The 14620-nt window shown below is 66.8% G+C and carries 11 protein-coding genes; 7 read left to right on the top strand and 4 right to left on the bottom strand.

Annotated elements, in window-relative coordinates; genetic code table 11:
• Positions 1-504: 504 nt before the first annotated feature.
• Positions 505-2670: an MMPL family transporter gene (locus ACQP1G_RS00285; RefSeq protein WP_433197180.1), complete on the bottom strand. Its 2166-nt coding sequence runs from the start codon at positions 2668-2670 to the stop codon at positions 505-507.
• A gap of 87 nt (positions 2671-2757) precedes the next feature.
• On the opposite strand from ACQP1G_RS00285, the gene ACQP1G_RS00280 reads away from it, so the two are divergent.
• On the top strand, positions 2758-3396 hold the full coding sequence (locus ACQP1G_RS00280) for a TetR/AcrR family transcriptional regulator (protein WP_433197178.1): 639 nt from the start codon (positions 2758-2760) through the stop codon (positions 3394-3396).
• Here ACQP1G_RS00280 and ACQP1G_RS00275 read toward each other — a convergent pair.
• Positions 3389-4804, bottom strand: a complete 1416-nt coding sequence (locus tag ACQP1G_RS00275; protein ID WP_433197176.1) for a hypothetical protein — start codon at positions 4802-4804, stop codon at positions 3389-3391. The two genes, ACQP1G_RS00280 and ACQP1G_RS00275, sit on opposite strands and share 8 nt — an antisense overlap.
• A gap of 107 nt (positions 4805-4911) precedes the next feature.
• Here ACQP1G_RS00275 and ACQP1G_RS00270 point away from each other — a divergent pair, with 107 nt between their 5' ends.
• Positions 4912-5547, top strand: coding sequence for a class I SAM-dependent methyltransferase (locus ACQP1G_RS00270; RefSeq protein WP_433197174.1), 636 nt, complete (start codon positions 4912-4914; stop codon positions 5545-5547).
• A 9-nt stretch (positions 5548-5556) separates the two neighbouring features.
• Here ACQP1G_RS00270 and ACQP1G_RS00265 read toward each other — a convergent pair whose 3' ends face one another.
• Positions 5557-6324 carry an SDR family NAD(P)-dependent oxidoreductase gene (locus ACQP1G_RS00265; protein ID WP_433197172.1) on the bottom strand — a complete coding sequence of 256 codons (768 nt, stop codon included), beginning with the start codon at positions 6322-6324 and terminating at the stop codon, positions 5557-5559.
• 143 nt (positions 6325-6467) lie between these two features.
• Here ACQP1G_RS00265 and ACQP1G_RS00260 point away from each other — a divergent pair, with 143 nt between their 5' ends.
• The 5 genes from ACQP1G_RS00260 to ACQP1G_RS00240 all read left to right on the top strand — a co-directional run bounded on the left by ACQP1G_RS00260 (position 6468) and on the right by ACQP1G_RS00240 (position 13486).
• The gene (locus ACQP1G_RS00260; protein WP_433197170.1) at positions 6468-7262 is read left to right on the top strand and encodes an SDR family NAD(P)-dependent oxidoreductase; all 795 of its coding nucleotides are present in this window, start codon (positions 6468-6470) and stop codon (positions 7260-7262) included.
• Between the two features lie 181 nt (positions 7263-7443).
• Positions 7444-10536, top strand: coding sequence for a BTAD domain-containing putative transcriptional regulator (locus ACQP1G_RS00255; protein WP_433197168.1), 3093 nt, complete (start codon positions 7444-7446; stop codon positions 10534-10536).
• A gap of 51 nt (positions 10537-10587) precedes the next feature.
• Positions 10588-11799 carry an FAD-dependent monooxygenase gene (locus ACQP1G_RS00250; RefSeq protein WP_433197166.1) on the top strand — a complete coding sequence of 404 codons (1212 nt, stop codon included), beginning with the start codon at positions 10588-10590 and terminating at the stop codon, positions 11797-11799.
• 292 nt (positions 11800-12091) lie between these two features.
• Complete coding sequence (locus ACQP1G_RS00245) at positions 12092-12949, top strand: polysaccharide deacetylase family protein (RefSeq protein ID WP_433197164.1); 858 nt, start codon at positions 12092-12094, stop codon at positions 12947-12949.
• A gap of 66 nt (positions 12950-13015) precedes the next feature.
• Complete coding sequence (locus ACQP1G_RS00240; RefSeq protein WP_433197162.1) at positions 13016-13486, top strand: hypothetical protein; 471 nt, start codon at positions 13016-13018, stop codon at positions 13484-13486.
• 78 nt (positions 13487-13564) lie between these two features.
• On the opposite strand, the gene ACQP1G_RS00235 is transcribed toward ACQP1G_RS00240, so the two are convergent.
• On the bottom strand, positions 13565-14527 hold the full coding sequence (locus ACQP1G_RS00235) for a DMT family transporter (RefSeq protein WP_433197160.1): 963 nt from the start codon (positions 14525-14527) through the stop codon (positions 13565-13567).
• Positions 14528-14620: the final 93 nt, after the last annotated feature.

Raw genomic sequence — 14620 nt, 5'->3', positions numbered from 1 at the left:
GCCATCCCGACAACCCGTATCGAGCCTCGCATAGGACCTCTAGAGCACGGTTCCAGATCACGATCGGGAAACCCTCGGTGGGTCACAAACATTCTCCGAGCGATTAGCTGGATAGCAAACATAGATATCTCTACGTTCGACATACGCCGCCTGGACCTGCGTTTTTTATGGTTCATAATGGCGTTAGCTGACCGTTGGATGAACTAAAAACAACCTCAGGTTGGTTTACTAGGTAATAAACGTGATCCACACCTAGTCGTAACGCTTCAAGGTGTACTTACATCCGGTCAAGATCATGATTAACCAGCTGCGGAAATGCGGTTGCTCGACTACCGGATCGAGCCGCGGTCAGCACTTCGACCGCAACCACAACGGGCGCTGTGATATCCGCCACCATTGCCGTCCAACCTCGCTGAATCGGGCGAAAACGGCACTCCGGCAGGCGATCACCGACATACGGCAGCGGCCCCGCACATGCGATGCGGGGCCGCCGTGTGAACGCCGTCAGGCTTCGGCCAGACCCAATCGACCGTGCACCAACCGCAACGGCTTCGGCGCGTACCAGGCCGCCCGGCCGAGCAGCCGCATCGCCACCGGAACCAGTACGCCGCGTACCAGCGTCGCGTCGATCAGGATCGCCAATCCCGCACCGAGTCCGAAGAACTGGATGAACCGGACATCACTGCTGGTGAAGGCGAGGAAACTGATCGAGATCAGCGCCGCGGCGGTGGTCACCAAGCGCCCGGTACGGGCCAGCCCCTCGATAACCGCTTCCTTCGTCGACGCCCCGCGATCGTGCAGCTCCTTGATCCGGCTGATCACGAACACCTCGTAGTCCATCGACAGTCCGAAGGTGATGCAGAACAACAGCAGCAGCATCGAAACATCCAGCGGCGCCGGGGTGAAGCCGATCACTCCGGACAGGTGTCCCTGCTGGAAGATGAACACCATCAGTCCCAGCGTGGCGGCCAGGCTCAGCACATTCGACAGCAATGCCCGCAGCGGCTGCACAATGCTGCCGGTGAACAGGAACAGCAGCGCGAAGGTCGTCGCCACGATCCACCCGATCGCGATCGGCAGTTTCGCGCCGATCGATGCGAGACTGTCGCGCAGCTCGGCCACCTGACCGCCCACCAAGGCGCTCGCACCACCGGGGCCGGGCACCTCGCGCACCCGATCGACCAGATCACGGGCGGCCGAGGAGTCGCGGTCCAGATCGGTGAGCACGGTCAGCCGCTGCGCGTCCGGACGGGCGAACCTGGCATCGGCGGGTGTTGTCGTCGTCAGCTCGCCGTGCACGAAAGTGCCAGCGCTCGAATCGACCTGGGTGACGTGCTCGACCCGGGACAGGGTGCGCGCGTAGTCCGCGAGCGGGCCAGCGGCAACACCGGTCTCGGTGATCACCGATAGCGCGTTGACATCGCCGCCGCCGAAGTCGTCACGCATCGCATCGCCGACCTGACGTACCTCGGTGCTCGTCGGGAGCACCCGATCGTCGGGTGTGCCGAACTGCACATTCAGCAGCGGCGCGGCCGCGAGCAGCAGTACCGCCACCACCGGCACACCCGCCAGCAGCGGCCTGCGCATCGCGAATCCGGCCACCCCGGCCCAGAAGGGGGTGGCGTCACCGCGGATCCCGCGGACACCGGGCACCCGCCACGCATCGGTGCGCGCGCCGAGTACCGCGAGCAGCGCGGGCAATACGACCACCGCGGCCGAGGCGGCGATGGCGACAACGCCGATGCCGCCGTAGGCGAACGACCGCAGGAAGTACTGCGGGAAGATCACCAGCGCGGACAGCGCCGCGACGACCGTTGCCGCGCTGAACGCGATGGTCCGCCCGGCCGTGGCTACCGCCGAGATCACCGCATCGGACGGTTCGGCCCCGGCCGCGCGGCGCTCGCGGAATCGGCTCACCATCAGCAGCCCGTAGTCCACCGCGAGCCCGAGCCCGAGACCGGTGGTCAGATTCACCGCATAGATCGACACATCGGTGACCGAACCGAGGATCGCGAGTTCGGTGAACGTGCCCAGAATGGCGATACCGCCGACGACCAGGGTGAGCAATGCGGCGATCACATTGCCGAAGGCCAGCACCAGCAGCGCCAGAATCAATGGCACCGCAACGGCTTCCGCGAGGCCGAGATCCTTGCCGATCTGTTCGGTGATCGAGTGGAAGATCGCGGTGCCGCCGCCGACCTTGACCCGCGCGGTAGGACCATCGGCACGATAGGCGTCGACGATCGCGGCGGCGGACTTCTCCTTATCGGTCGCCTGCTTATCGACATTGCCCGCTAGGACCACGGCGGCGGTTCCGTCTCCGGAACGCATGGCCGGGGATCCGGTATCCCAGTACGAGACGACATTGATGAGCCGCTGATCGGCCGCGAGGCGCCGGGCCAGATCGCGGCCGACATTGGCGACCGCATCGCCGTCGACCGTCCCTTGCTTCGCCTCGACCAGGAAGACGTAGTCGGTGTCGGCGCCGAATTTATCGGCCAGTTGCGTTAATGCGGCGCTGGATTGGGCGTTGGGATCCTCCTGACCACCGGGTTGCATCTTGCTGAAGGCGGTGGCGCCGACCACACCGCCCGCGACGAGCGCGAGCACGCCGACGACCAGGATCCAGCGCGCGTGGTCGACGACGAATCTGCCGAGTCTTTCGAACATATCGGTCTCCGATCGGGCATGTTGTCATGCGTAAACTTTATGGGTGTTAACTTGCCAGAGATGTGTGCGGGTGTCAACATCGAAGTGATGACACATTCGGAAGCAGCGACGAAGCGCTCCGCCCGCACCGGCCCGTACCACCACGGCGACCTGCGCAATGCGCTGGTGAACGCCGCCGCCGAACTCGCGGAAACCGGCGGACCGGAGGCGGTGACCGTGCGTGCCGCCGCCCGCCACGTCGGTGTCACCCCGACCGCGGCCTACCGGCACTTCACCAATCACGAGGAACTGCTCAACGCGGCACAGGAACAGGCCCAGCAGACCCTGTTCGGCGCGATGTCCGAGACGATGGCAAGTCTTGCGCCGCAAGCGGATGCGGTCGCCCGGCTAGGGGCGGTCGGCCGCGGCTACATCACCTTCGCACTCCGCGAACCGGGCCTGTTCCGGACCGCCTTCTGCGGCGACCAGACACCGTCCCCGGCCTTCGACCTGCTCGCCGGACTCCTCGACGAACTCGTCGGCATCGGATTCCTCGACCCCGCGGATCGGCCGGACGCCGAATACGCCGCCTGGTCAACGGTGCACGGCATGGCATCGCTCATCATCGATGGCGTACTCGACGATCTCGACGATGCGGCCAAGGACCAGGCGATACAGCGCACGCTCGCGGTCATCGAGCGTGGTTTGGCCACCGGACCGAATGCCGGTGACCGGTGCGTCAGCTGATGCGCAGGATTCCGGTGATGGTGCCCTGCAGAATCTTGCGGTCGTGAGTGATCAACGGTGAGGTCTGCAGCGGGTCGTCGACAATGGTTCCGGCCAGCGGCCGCTCCGACATTACCGCGCCGGTATCCGGATTCATGACGGTGAACGCGTAGCCGTCGAGCGGGGTGGTGATATCGAGCCCGACGCGCGTCACGGTGTAGAGCAAGCCGTCGGCGGCGGACAGATGCGGGACGGCCGCGCTGCGCACGGTGTTCTCCCACACCGTGTGACAGCCGGTGTCATCGACATCGACCCTGGTCATGCCGCCGACGAACGGTGCGCTAGCCGGAACGGCCGAACCCGCGCCCTCGGGAACGGTGGGATACGGGTAGCCGTAGGTGCTGGCAACGAAGACCGATCGCCCGATACCGATCGGTGAGTTCTCGCTACCCGCGCCACCACGGGTCAGCACCGGTTGCGAGCACACCAATTGCCCACTGCCGGAACGGAAGACCAAGGCGTTGACCTGTCCGTCCGCATTGTCGACGATGGTCAGATAGTCGGCGCCGGAGTTCGGTCCGAAGTAGGTCGGCGTCGAGCCGGTGCCCCAGCTGAGCTGTCCCGGCTTGCGCGCCGACCCGCGATCATAGGCGGCGCGCCACAGCACCTCGGGCCGTCCGGCCGCATCGGCGCGCAGCTCGTAGAGCGCATGCGTGGTGGCGACCGCAACCCGTCCACTCGGCGCCGAGGAGATGCTGTTGGCCACCGACTCACCCGCGGGCAGTGCGACGGTGGCCGACGCACCCGCGGGCGTCACCAGCCCGACAACACTCTTGCCGGTGGCGAACCAGACATTGCCGGACCAGTCCGGCACCAGCCCGGTCACGTTATCGCCCACCGGAATCACCGAGCTGAGATCGGTGGACGAGTCGATGGACAACCGCCACTTGCCCGCCGCGTCGCGCGCGTGGCCGACGCGGAGCAGGGTGCGGTTGCCATCCACGATGACCAAACGGTCGGCATTGTCGAGATAGGCGTAGACGCCACCGAGCAGGCTGCCCTTGGCGATCTGCAGCGATGCCAGTGGGGTGCCGACCGGACCGCCGAACGACGGATCGAGCAGATGAATGGTCGGGGTCTGGCCGAGGATCGGTGTGCACAGCGCGACAACCAGATTGTCCGAACCCTGCAGCAGGGTCGGGCATGCCGACGCCAATGGGTACCCGGCCACCGAAATCCCGCCCGTACCCGGCCCGGCCAACGGCGTCGCATCCGACGACCCGGCGTCGCCGTGCATGGTCGCGGTCCCGAGCGGGCCCAGGTACGGATTGGGCGGGGCCAGCGGTCCCCACGATCCCGCCGCGTCCGCCGTACCGATCGGCGCAAGTGTCAAAACAGCGGCAGCGAGAAGTATCAGGGGTGAGCGCATCAAGGTCAGCTTTCCGGTTGACGGCATTCGATCGAATCCGATCCGCGGCGGCGGGAACAGCATTCGTAGCAGCGATGATCCGAATTGGCGGTGGCTAGCATGGCGGCATGAGTATTCGGGGCCGTCTGCTGTCCACGATCGCCGGTCAACTCGGCAACCCGCACGGGACGCTCGGCAAGGGCTTCGCCTTCATCCTCAATCGGGGTAACCACCGCGCCATCGCGGGTGCGGTGGCGGCGGCCGCGGTCGCCCCGGGTGCGACGGTCGCCGATATCGGATTCGGCGGCGGCGCAGGTCTTTCGATGCTGCTCGAGCGCGTCGGCGCGAACGGAACGGTACACGGTTTCGAGATCTCCCCGGATATGCTGATCCGGGCCCGGGCCAAGTTCGCGAGCGAAATCGCCACGGGCCGAATGCAACTCGCGGATGGACCGATGACGGGACTGCCGCTGGCCGACAACGCACTCGACGCCGCCATCACCGTCAACACCATCTATTTCGTGCCGGACCTGGATGCCGCCTGCCAGGAACTCGTGCGTGTCGTCGGCTCCGGCGGCAGCCTGGTAGTCGGCATCGGCGATCCGGATGCGATGGCGAAAATGCCGTTCACCGCATACGGTTTCACGCTGCGGCCGGTGGCCGAGGTGATCGCCGCACTGGAACGCGCTGGCTGCACCGTCGACCATCAGCAACTGCCCAACCCGCCGATTCCGCATCACCTGCTCGTCGCTCGACCCGCCTGACCGGCCCGACTACATCAGGGCGCCGCCGTCGATGCGGATCTCGGTGCCGGTCATATAGCGGCCGTCATCGGAGGCGACCATCGCGACCACACCCGCGATATCTTCCGGACTACCGAGCGCGCCGCCATTGAGCCAGCCGGTCAACCTGGAGAACAGCTTCGGATCGAAGCCCTCCGGCTGATCGAGGATGGATTTGGTGGTGATCCCACTGGTGATGCCCGCTGGCACGATATTCACCGCGCGCAGCCCCTGCTTGGCGTACTCCAGCGCGATCGCGTGGGTGAACGCATTGACCCCGCCCTTCGACGCCGCATACGCCGCCAGATAGGGCGCGGCGCTGAAGGCCGCGGTCGAGGACAGGTTCACGACGACGCCGTGTCCGGTCTCCAACAGCGCGGGCAGCGCACTCTGGGTCATCAGGAAGGTACCGGTGAGGTTGACCGTGATCACCTGGTTCCACACCTCGAGCGGCATCTCGTCGGTGCGCGCCGGACGCAGGATGCCTGCCGCGTTGACCAGCACATCCAGGCCGCCGAGGAATTCGACCGCCTCGCCCGTAGCGGTGCGTACCGACTCGATATCGGCGATATTCACCTGGACGGTCCGCAGCCGATCGGCCGCGTCACCCGCCTTCGCCGCGGTGGTCTCCAGCCCCGCTGCGTCGACATCGGCGGCGACCAACGTCGCCCCCTCGTCGAGTAGCCGCAGGGCAATGCCCTGCCCGATGCCCGACCCTGCTCCGGTGACCAACACCCGGCGGCCCTCATATCTACGCATGCCAAAAATTAGAACAGGTTCTCGTTAAGAGTCAACAGGTTCGCCGAGTTCGCCGGTAACGGTGAGCGCATGGTGAGAGGTCGGTGAGTGCTCCCGGCGAGTCTGTTCTCGAACGGAAAGCACGCACCATCGAGGAGCTCGCAATGTCCACTCGCACCGGGTCCACTCTCACCGGAAAGACCGCCCTCGTCACCGGCGCCTCTCGCGGTATCGGCCGCGCCATCGCCACCCGGTTGGCCGCCGACGGCGCGCTGGTCGCCGTCCACTACGGCACCAACAAGAATGCCGCAGCACAGACCGTGGCCGAGATCGAGGCCGCGGGCGGGCGGGCATTCCCAGTGCGCGCCGCACTGGGCACCCCCGACGGCATCGACACGTTGTTCACCGAACTCGCGGCGGGCCTGCCAGAACCGCACCTGGACATCCTGGTGAACAACGCTGGCGGCGGCGGCATCGGCGGCTCACTCGAACAGGTGTCCCCCGCCGACGTCGAGAATCTGTTCGCGGTCAACGTCGCCGCAACGCTGTTCATCACCCAGCGCGCCGTGCCGATGCTGCGCGATGGCGGACGCATCGTCAATATCTCCTCCTGCGCACCCCGGGTGGCCGCGCCGTCCCAGGTCGCCTATGCGATGAGCAAAGGCGCGGTCGATGTGCTCACCAAAACCGTTGCCGTGGAACTCGGTCCACGGGGTATCACCGTCAATTCCGTTGCCCCCGGCGCGACGGAGACCGAGGGTACGGCGGCACTGTTGGACGCCAATCCACAGATGCGGGCGGCCATAAGTGCGATGACCGCGCTCGGCCGGGTCGGGCAACCGGCCGACGTCGCCGATGTGGTCGCCTTCCTGGCCTCCGACGACGCCCGCTGGATCACTGCGAATGTGATTGATGTCAGCGGCGGAACCGCCATCAGTCCCGCCATCGGCGCACGCTGACCGCCGCGGTCGGCACGGACGGCACACACGCACGACACGGCACGACACGGCCGGCACGACACGGCACGACACGGCACGACACGGCCGGCACGCACGGCGGCACGACACGGCCGGCACGCACGGCGGCACGGCACGGCCGGCACGCACGGCACGACACGGCCGGCACGGCATACTGGCGACCGTGCAGTTCGGGATTCTTGGGCCCATCGAGGTACGGCGGGCGGACGGCAGCCCGATCGCGGTCGGCGGCCCGCAAGTGCGGTCACTGCTGGCATTGCTGCTCATGGACGCCGGGCGGACGATCTCACCGGAACGGTTGATCGACGGCCTCTACGGCGACAACCCACCGGGCGACGCGGCCCATGCCCTGCAATCGCAGGTGTCCCGACTACGGCGCGGCCTGCGGAATGGTGCGGGGCCATCTGAATTGGTCGAGTTCGGCCCGGCGGGGTACCGGCTCGCGATCGATCCGGATGCGGTCGATGCGCACCGATTCGCCCGGCTCGCCGACGCCGGACGCGAACTACTGCGCGGTGGCGACCCTGCGGCAGCCGCGATTCTGCTGGACGAGGCATTGGCGCTGTGGCGGGGCCCAGTATTGGCCGACGTACTCGACGCCCCCTTCGCCGAAGCGCAGGCCGCCCGCTTGACCGAGGCTCGGCTCGCAGCCGTGGAGGATCGTGCGGATGCCGCACTCGCGCTCGGTGAACACCACCCGGTGGCCGCCGAACTGGCCGATCTGGTCGCGGCACATCCCCTGCGCGAACGAGCCAGGGCGCTGTTGATGCGCGGGCTCTATGCCGCGGGCCGACAGGCGCAGGCGCTGGCGGCCTTCGAAGACGGCAGGCGGCTGCTCGCCGACGAATTGGGCGCCGACCCCTCCGCCGAACTGGCCGAGGCACATCTGGCGATCCTGCGTGCGGATGCGGCGGCCACGCCCGCGACCCGGCGGCTGCCCGCTCAGCTCACCAGCTTTGTCGGTCGCGACGATGAACTGCGGCGGCTACCGCCGCTGCTCGCGCAGTCGCGGTTGGTCTCGCTGATCGGTCCCGGCGGCACCGGCAAGACGCGGCTGGCGCTGGAAGCGGGCAACCGTGTCCGCGGCGAGGTGTGTTTTGTCGATCTCGCAGCGCTGACCGACGGCGCTCAGGTCGCGCATGCGTTCGCGGTGGCACTGGGGGGCCGCGACACCGCGTCGACTGCCGCGGCCGCCGATGCCGAGGCCAGGGTGCGCGCCATGCTGGCCGATCGGCGCGTGCTGATCATTGTCGACAACTGTGAGCACGTGGTCGCGGATGCGGCCAGGCTGACCCACCTACTGCTGCGTACCTGCCCCGGCCTGCGGGTGCTGGCCACCAGCCGGGAGCCGTTGGGTATCACCGGCGAAACGGTGTTCCCTGTCGGGCAACTGGCCGTCGCGGCACCCGAGACCGATCTCACTACGGCCCTCGACTGTGCCGCCATACGCCTGTTCACCGACCGCGCGGCCGCGGCGGCACCCGGGTTCGCGGTAGACGCCGGCACCATCGACGCGGTGCGCCGGATCTGCACCCGATTGGACGGTCTGCCGCTGGCGATCGAACTCGCGGCGGCCCGGCTGCGCTCGCTCGGACTCGATGAGGTCGACGCACGGCTGGACGACCGATTCCGGTTGCTCTCCCGCGGCGAACGCATCGCCTCGCCCCGGCACCGGACCTTGCGGGCCGTCGTCGAATGGAGCTGGGACCTGCTCGATCCTGCCGAACAGCAATTGGCCGAACGATTCTCGGTATTCGCGGGTGGCGCGACCATTGCCGATGCCGGGCAGGTGTGCGATGTGCCCGATACCGACGAGCTATTGACCAGCCTGGCCGACAAGTCGCTGGTGGTGTCGGTCGAGGGCCGATATCGGATGCTGGAGACCATCCGGGAATTCGCGGCGCGGCGGCTCGTCGACGCCGGTGCGCAGCAGCGATTCCGGCATGCGCATGCGGAATTCTTCGCCGCGCTGGCAGAGCGCGCCGATCCGGAACTGCGCGGTGCCGAGCAACTCGACTGGCTGGCCCGGCTGACCGCGGAACACGCCAATCTGCAAGCGGCCCTGCATTGGGCGGTCCGCGCCGATCCTGCGGTTGCGCTGCGACTCATCGCGGCACAGTCGTGGTTCTGGTGGTTGAGCGGTCTGCGTGGTGATGCGACGCAACTGGCCGCCGACCTGCTGCCGACACTGGATTCCAGCGCACCCGCCGAGGAGTACGCGCTCTGCGCCGCTGCGGCCGCACGAGCGGTAGACGGCGCGCAGATACCGCTCGATCGGGTGACCGCTGAGCTGGCCCGACTCGAAAAACCCTTACGCCGACCACATCTCGTATTCCTGCTCGCCATCGCGGGCGGGCCGATCGACACCGAACAACATCCACTGCCGTTCGGACCGGACCTGTGGTCACAGTCCTTCGTGCGGTTGGGCGAGGGCTTGCGCTTGCTGATGAATAGTCGAACCCTCGATGCCGAGACCGAATTCACCTCGGCACTGCATGATTTCCGGACCGTCGGTGATCGATGGGCGATCGCGGCCGCACTGGACAAGCTGGCCGCCATCGCCGATTGGCGAGGTGAGCAGGCGCGGTCGCTGGCCATGATGGACGAGGCGATCGTGCTCACCACCGAACTCGGCACGGTCGAGGACACCGCGGATCTGCTCAACCGCCGTGGCGATGTCCATGCGCGCGAGGATGATTCGCACGCTGCCGCACGCGCGGACTACCTGCGCGCCGCCGAGCTGGCCCATGCCGTCGGCGCATCGGATATGTTCGCCAACGCGCAACGGGGGCTGGGAGATATCGCGCGCTTCAACGGCGAGCCGCAGCAGGCACGGGCCCACTATTCGACCGGTCTGGCTCGATGCCCGTCGGATTCGTTCGGTGCGATCGAGGCACGAGCCCGGATCCTGGTCGGATTCGGATGGACGGCCGTCGCGGATGGCGATGTGGCGGCAGCGCTTTCATCGCATCGTCAGGCGCTCGAGATCGCGTTGGGCAGCGGCCAGTTGCCCACTGCGGCCAGTGCGGTGGAGGGCCTCGCCGGTGTGGCCTTGTTGACGGAGAATGCCGAGCGGGCGGCGGTCCTGCTCGGCGGCGGGGCGGCGTTGCGCGGAGTGGCGCTCGCGAATGACCCCGACGTCGCGCGGACCACGGCAGCGGCCCGGAATACGCTGAGCGACCAGCGCTTCGACGCGGCCTATCGGCGGGGCAGCGGCATGACCCGGGAAGAGGTGCTCGCGCTGGCCGGTCGGTGACGGTGAGTCGATGGTGAGCCCGCGGTGAGCGATCCGCCGCACGCTTGCCCCATGACGAACAACCAGCTCATCAACAAGACCGTCCTCATCTCCGGCGCCAGTGTGGCCGGGCCCGCGCTCGCCTACTGGCTGCACCGGTACGGCTTCACCGTCACCGTCGTCGAACAGGCGCCAGCCCTGCGCGAGGGCGGCTACAAGGTGGATATCCGCGGCGCCGCGATCCCGGTCGTCGAGCGCATGGGTCTGCTGCCCACCGTTCGACAGGCCGGCACCCGGATGCGCGGCGGCGCCTGGGTCGATGAATCCGGTAAGGCCTTGGCGACCCTCGGTCCAGACCTGATCGGCCTGCGAGCACCCGGTGACGAGGAGGTGCTGCGCGGCGATCTTTCCCGAATCCTCTACGACGCGACCAAGAACGGTGTGGAGTACCTCTTCGGTGATTCGATCGTCGGTCTGACACCGCAAGCCGATGGTGTCGAGGTGCGTTTCCATCGGTCCGCGCCGCGGGTGTTCGACTTGGTGATCGGCGCGGACGGGCTGCATTCGACCGTGCGCGGGCAAACGTTCGGCCCGGAGCGGGAATTCGTTCGCCACACCGGGATGGCTGCCTGCGTGGTATCAGTGCCCAATTTCCTCGACCTCGATCGCTGGGAACTGATCCACCCCACCCCGGGGCGTGTCGTGCAGGTGTACAGCACCCAGCACAGCACCGCCAAGGCCCAATTCATCTTCGCCGCACCGGATGCACTGCCCGAGCGCGGCGACCGTGCGGAACAGCAGCGCTTGGTCGCCGAGATGTTCGCCGACGCAAGCTGGGAAACGGCAGAACTGTTGCGCGCCATGTCCGATTCCCCGGACTTCTATTTCGACTCGGTCAGCCAGGTCCATCTGCAACGCTGGTCGCTCGATCGCGTCGCGCTCGTCGGCGATGCCGCCTATTGCCCGTCCCCGCTGTCCGGTCAGGGCACCAGCATGGCCTTGGTCGGCGCGTATGTCCTTGCGGGTGAACTGAAATCGGCACTCGGCGACCACCGCATCGCCTTCGACCGCTACCAGGAAGCGATGCGCGAATATGTCGACCTCAACCTGACGCTCGGCTGGAACAACGCCACCCAGATGGTGGCGGGTAGCAAACGCGCCATCAGGGCCCAGACAACCATGCTGCGCATGTTGCGCCATATGCCATGGAAGGGACTGGCGCTGCGCCCGATCATGAAGCCGCTCAACCACGCCGCGAACGCCATCGCCCTCGCGGACTACTGATCCGCCGCAGGTCCGGTGTGGACCGGAAGCCGGGTCGGTCGCCACTGATATCGCGGCCCCGGTCGCGATCAGGACACAGCGTTATCTCTGACCGCCGCGAGGTATTCGGCGTCGAGGTTGCGGGAGAGGCAGCGGATGTGGTCGGTCGCAGTCGCGTTCCAGGGTGGCCAGCATGTCTGGGGAGTGGACGGTGCGGGGTTCTCCTGGCAGAGCTCCGACGGCCCTCCGATCCGCAGGTGTTCCACCTCGCATTTGACCTTCACATCTATGTGATGGTTCGAGCATAGGCGGCATGGACAACTCGCTCTTCGACTACAGCCCGATCCTCGACCGCGCACCGATTCACTGGCCGGGCGGTGCTCGCGTCGCGTTCTATATCGGGCTCAATATCGAGCATTACCAGGTCGACCGCCCGTCGACGAGCATATTCCCCGGTACCGCGGCCCTCGCTCCGGATCCGCTGAATTACGGCTGGCGTGACTACGGTCCCCGGGTGGGCATCTGGCGAGTGATGCAGGCGTTGGACAAGTACGGGATCCGCGCCAGCGCCCTGCTCAACTCCGATGTCGCACACCATAATCCGCAGATCATCGCGGCGGGCCGGGAGCGGAACTGGACCTGGTTGGCGCACGGTAAGAACAATTCGATCTTCCAGGCCGATATGTCGATCGATGACGAGCGCGCCTACCTGACCGATATCGTCGAAACCATCGAACGCGCGACCGGCCGCCGCCCGCACGGCTGGATGGGTCCCGCGCTCACCGAAACCTTCCATACCCCGGCACTTCTCGCCGAACTCGGCCTCGACTATGTCCTGGACTGGACCAATGACGACCAGCCGTATCTGCTCAATGTCCCGGGCGTGCTGAGCGTTCCGTATTCGGTCGAACTCAATGACAACAGCCTCTTCCTCGGAACCGGTTTGCGTGGTGCGGATTTCGTCCAGATCGTCAAGGACCAAGTGGACCGACTCTATGAAGATTCCGCCGAAAGCGGCCGTGTCATGGCCTTGGCCCTGCATCCCTTCGTCATCGGCCAGGCCTTCCGCATCAAATATCTGGAGCAGGCCCTGGAGTACGTGACAAACCATCCGGGCGTATGGCTCACCACCAGTGACGAAATCGCCGACCACTACGCAACCAGCCGCTGATCCCTAGCCGGATTCGGATCGGTGAAAACCGTTGCGAACGGCGGCGGCGGCGACCACCATTACCCCATGAGTAAGGTAACCCTAACTACTGAGCTGCCGATCGCCGCCGAGGTAGCGTCCGCGCTCGCGCGTACACCGGAACTGTTCGCATACGTGGTGGCACCGATCCTTTCGGTGCCACAACTACTGCTGCCGGACCGCATCGAACCAGGAGCCGAGGGTTCGGCCCGCCTCTGGTGGTTCGGCATCATCCCCGCCTGGCGCCATCACCTCCGCCTGGTCCGATTGGACGCCTACGAGATCTACACGAACGAGTGGGGCGGCCCGCTACGCACCTGGAACCACCGCCTGACCTTCGAACCCATCACCGAATCCAGCTGCCGCTACACCGACGAAATCGAAGTCGACAGCGGCCTGCGCGGCATCGGCACCCGCATCTTCGTCCACCTGTTGTTCCGCCACCGCCACCGCCGCTGGCGGCAACTAGCGACAGTCCTCGCCAGCAGCGGCATCAAGTGCCAGGCGCGGCCCCGGTAATCGACGCGCGAATACCGGGGCGTGTTCGGAGCGGATACCCGGCTGAACGCGGATCGGAGCCAGTGGATCGCGACGCTTCTACACCGCGCCGCCGGTTCGCGGCTGAACACTGGTGCGAACCAGTGCGACGGTCAGTAACGCCGCGCCCACCAACCCCGTCGACGTCAGCCGTTCACCGAGCATCGCGGCGGCCAATGTCGCGCCGGTAAGCGGCTCGAGCAGCGCCAATACCGCAGCAGTGCCCGCACCGGACCGGGACAGCCCGCGGAAGTACAGGGTGGATGCCACCGCGCTCGGCATCAGCCCGAGCGCCACGACCAGGACAATGCTGTGCGTAGTGGGAGAGAACGTGAGCCCGGATATCGCCGCGGCCGGTATCAGCAGCACCGCGCCGCCGGTGATGCCGAAACCTGTTGTGGTGATCGCATCGAGCCCGGGCACGGGTCGGGCACTGATCACCGTCATCGTCGCGAAGGCGCAGGCGGACACCAATGCCATTGCCGCACCGGCGAATATCCCACCCGCACCCGCGTGGTTCCGGGGCGCGCCGACCAGCAGAACCAACCCGAACAGTGCGATACCGATCGTCACGGCACGCCGACGGTCCAGGACGCGCCTGCCGGTCAGCTGTTCCAGCAGCGCGACGACCACAGGCGACATCCCGATAGTGATCAAGGTCGCCAGGCTCACCGACGATGCCGCAACAGCACCGAAGAAGCTCGCCTGGACGACCGCGGAAAGAACCGCGACCGCACCGATCCTTCGCCAGGCCACGATATCTCGCGGCCATGGCCGTCGCGTCACGGCGAGCACAGCGATCAGCAACAACCCGCCGACGGCGAGCCGACAGGTGGCGACGGAGACCGGCGAAAGGCCGGTAGCGCGATGAAGAAGGGTACCGAGCAGCCCGCCGGTGCCCGCTAACAGTCCGGCACCGACAAGGCAGACCAGCCCAGATCGAGTGGCCGTGGATACAGATGTGGAGGTCAGGAGTTCGCTCCTGCGACAGAAGGGGAATGAGGTCGCGGAAGCGAGGTGCACAACCAATGCTCGAGCGGCGCACTTACCTACGAGGCGATGCGCGCGGTCCTACACCCCGCTCAGGAGGCGGGCGGCGGGGTGATGAGTAAGTAT

Source organism: Nocardia sp. CA-107356 (assembly GCF_050946365.1).
Classification (GTDB): domain Bacteria; phylum Actinomycetota; class Actinomycetes; order Mycobacteriales; family Mycobacteriaceae; genus Nocardia.
This window is presented reverse-complemented; position numbering and strand designations above follow the sequence as displayed.

Bases quoted from the DNA above. Each gene is read 5' to 3' on its own strand.
- ACQP1G_RS00240 (WP_433197162.1), top strand. From the start codon at position 13,016: ATGAGTAAGGTAACCCTAACTACTGAGCTGCCGATCGCCGCCGAGGTA.
- ACQP1G_RS00270 (WP_433197174.1), top strand. From the start codon at position 4,912: ATGAGTATTCGGGGCCGTCTGCTGTCCACGATCGCCGGTCAACTCGGC.
- ACQP1G_RS00250 (WP_433197166.1), top strand. From the start codon at position 10,588: ATGACGAACAACCAGCTCATCAACAAGACCGTCCTCATCTCCGGCGCC.
- ACQP1G_RS00265 (WP_433197172.1), bottom strand. From the start codon at position 6,324: ATGCGTAGATATGAGGGCCGCCGGGTGTTGGTCACCGGAGCAGGGTCG.
- ACQP1G_RS00275 (WP_433197176.1), bottom strand. From the start codon at position 4,804: ATGCGCTCACCCCTGATACTTCTCGCTGCCGCTGTTTTGACACTTGCG.
- ACQP1G_RS00285 (WP_433197180.1), bottom strand. From the start codon at position 2,670: ATGTTCGAAAGACTCGGCAGATTCGTCGTCGACCACGCGCGCTGGATC.
- ACQP1G_RS00260 (WP_433197170.1), top strand. From the start codon at position 6,468: ATGTCCACTCGCACCGGGTCCACTCTCACCGGAAAGACCGCCCTCGTC.
- ACQP1G_RS00280 (WP_433197178.1), top strand. From the start codon at position 2,758: ATGACACATTCGGAAGCAGCGACGAAGCGCTCCGCCCGCACCGGCCCG.
- ACQP1G_RS00245 (WP_433197164.1), top strand. From the start codon at position 12,092: ATGGACAACTCGCTCTTCGACTACAGCCCGATCCTCGACCGCGCACCG.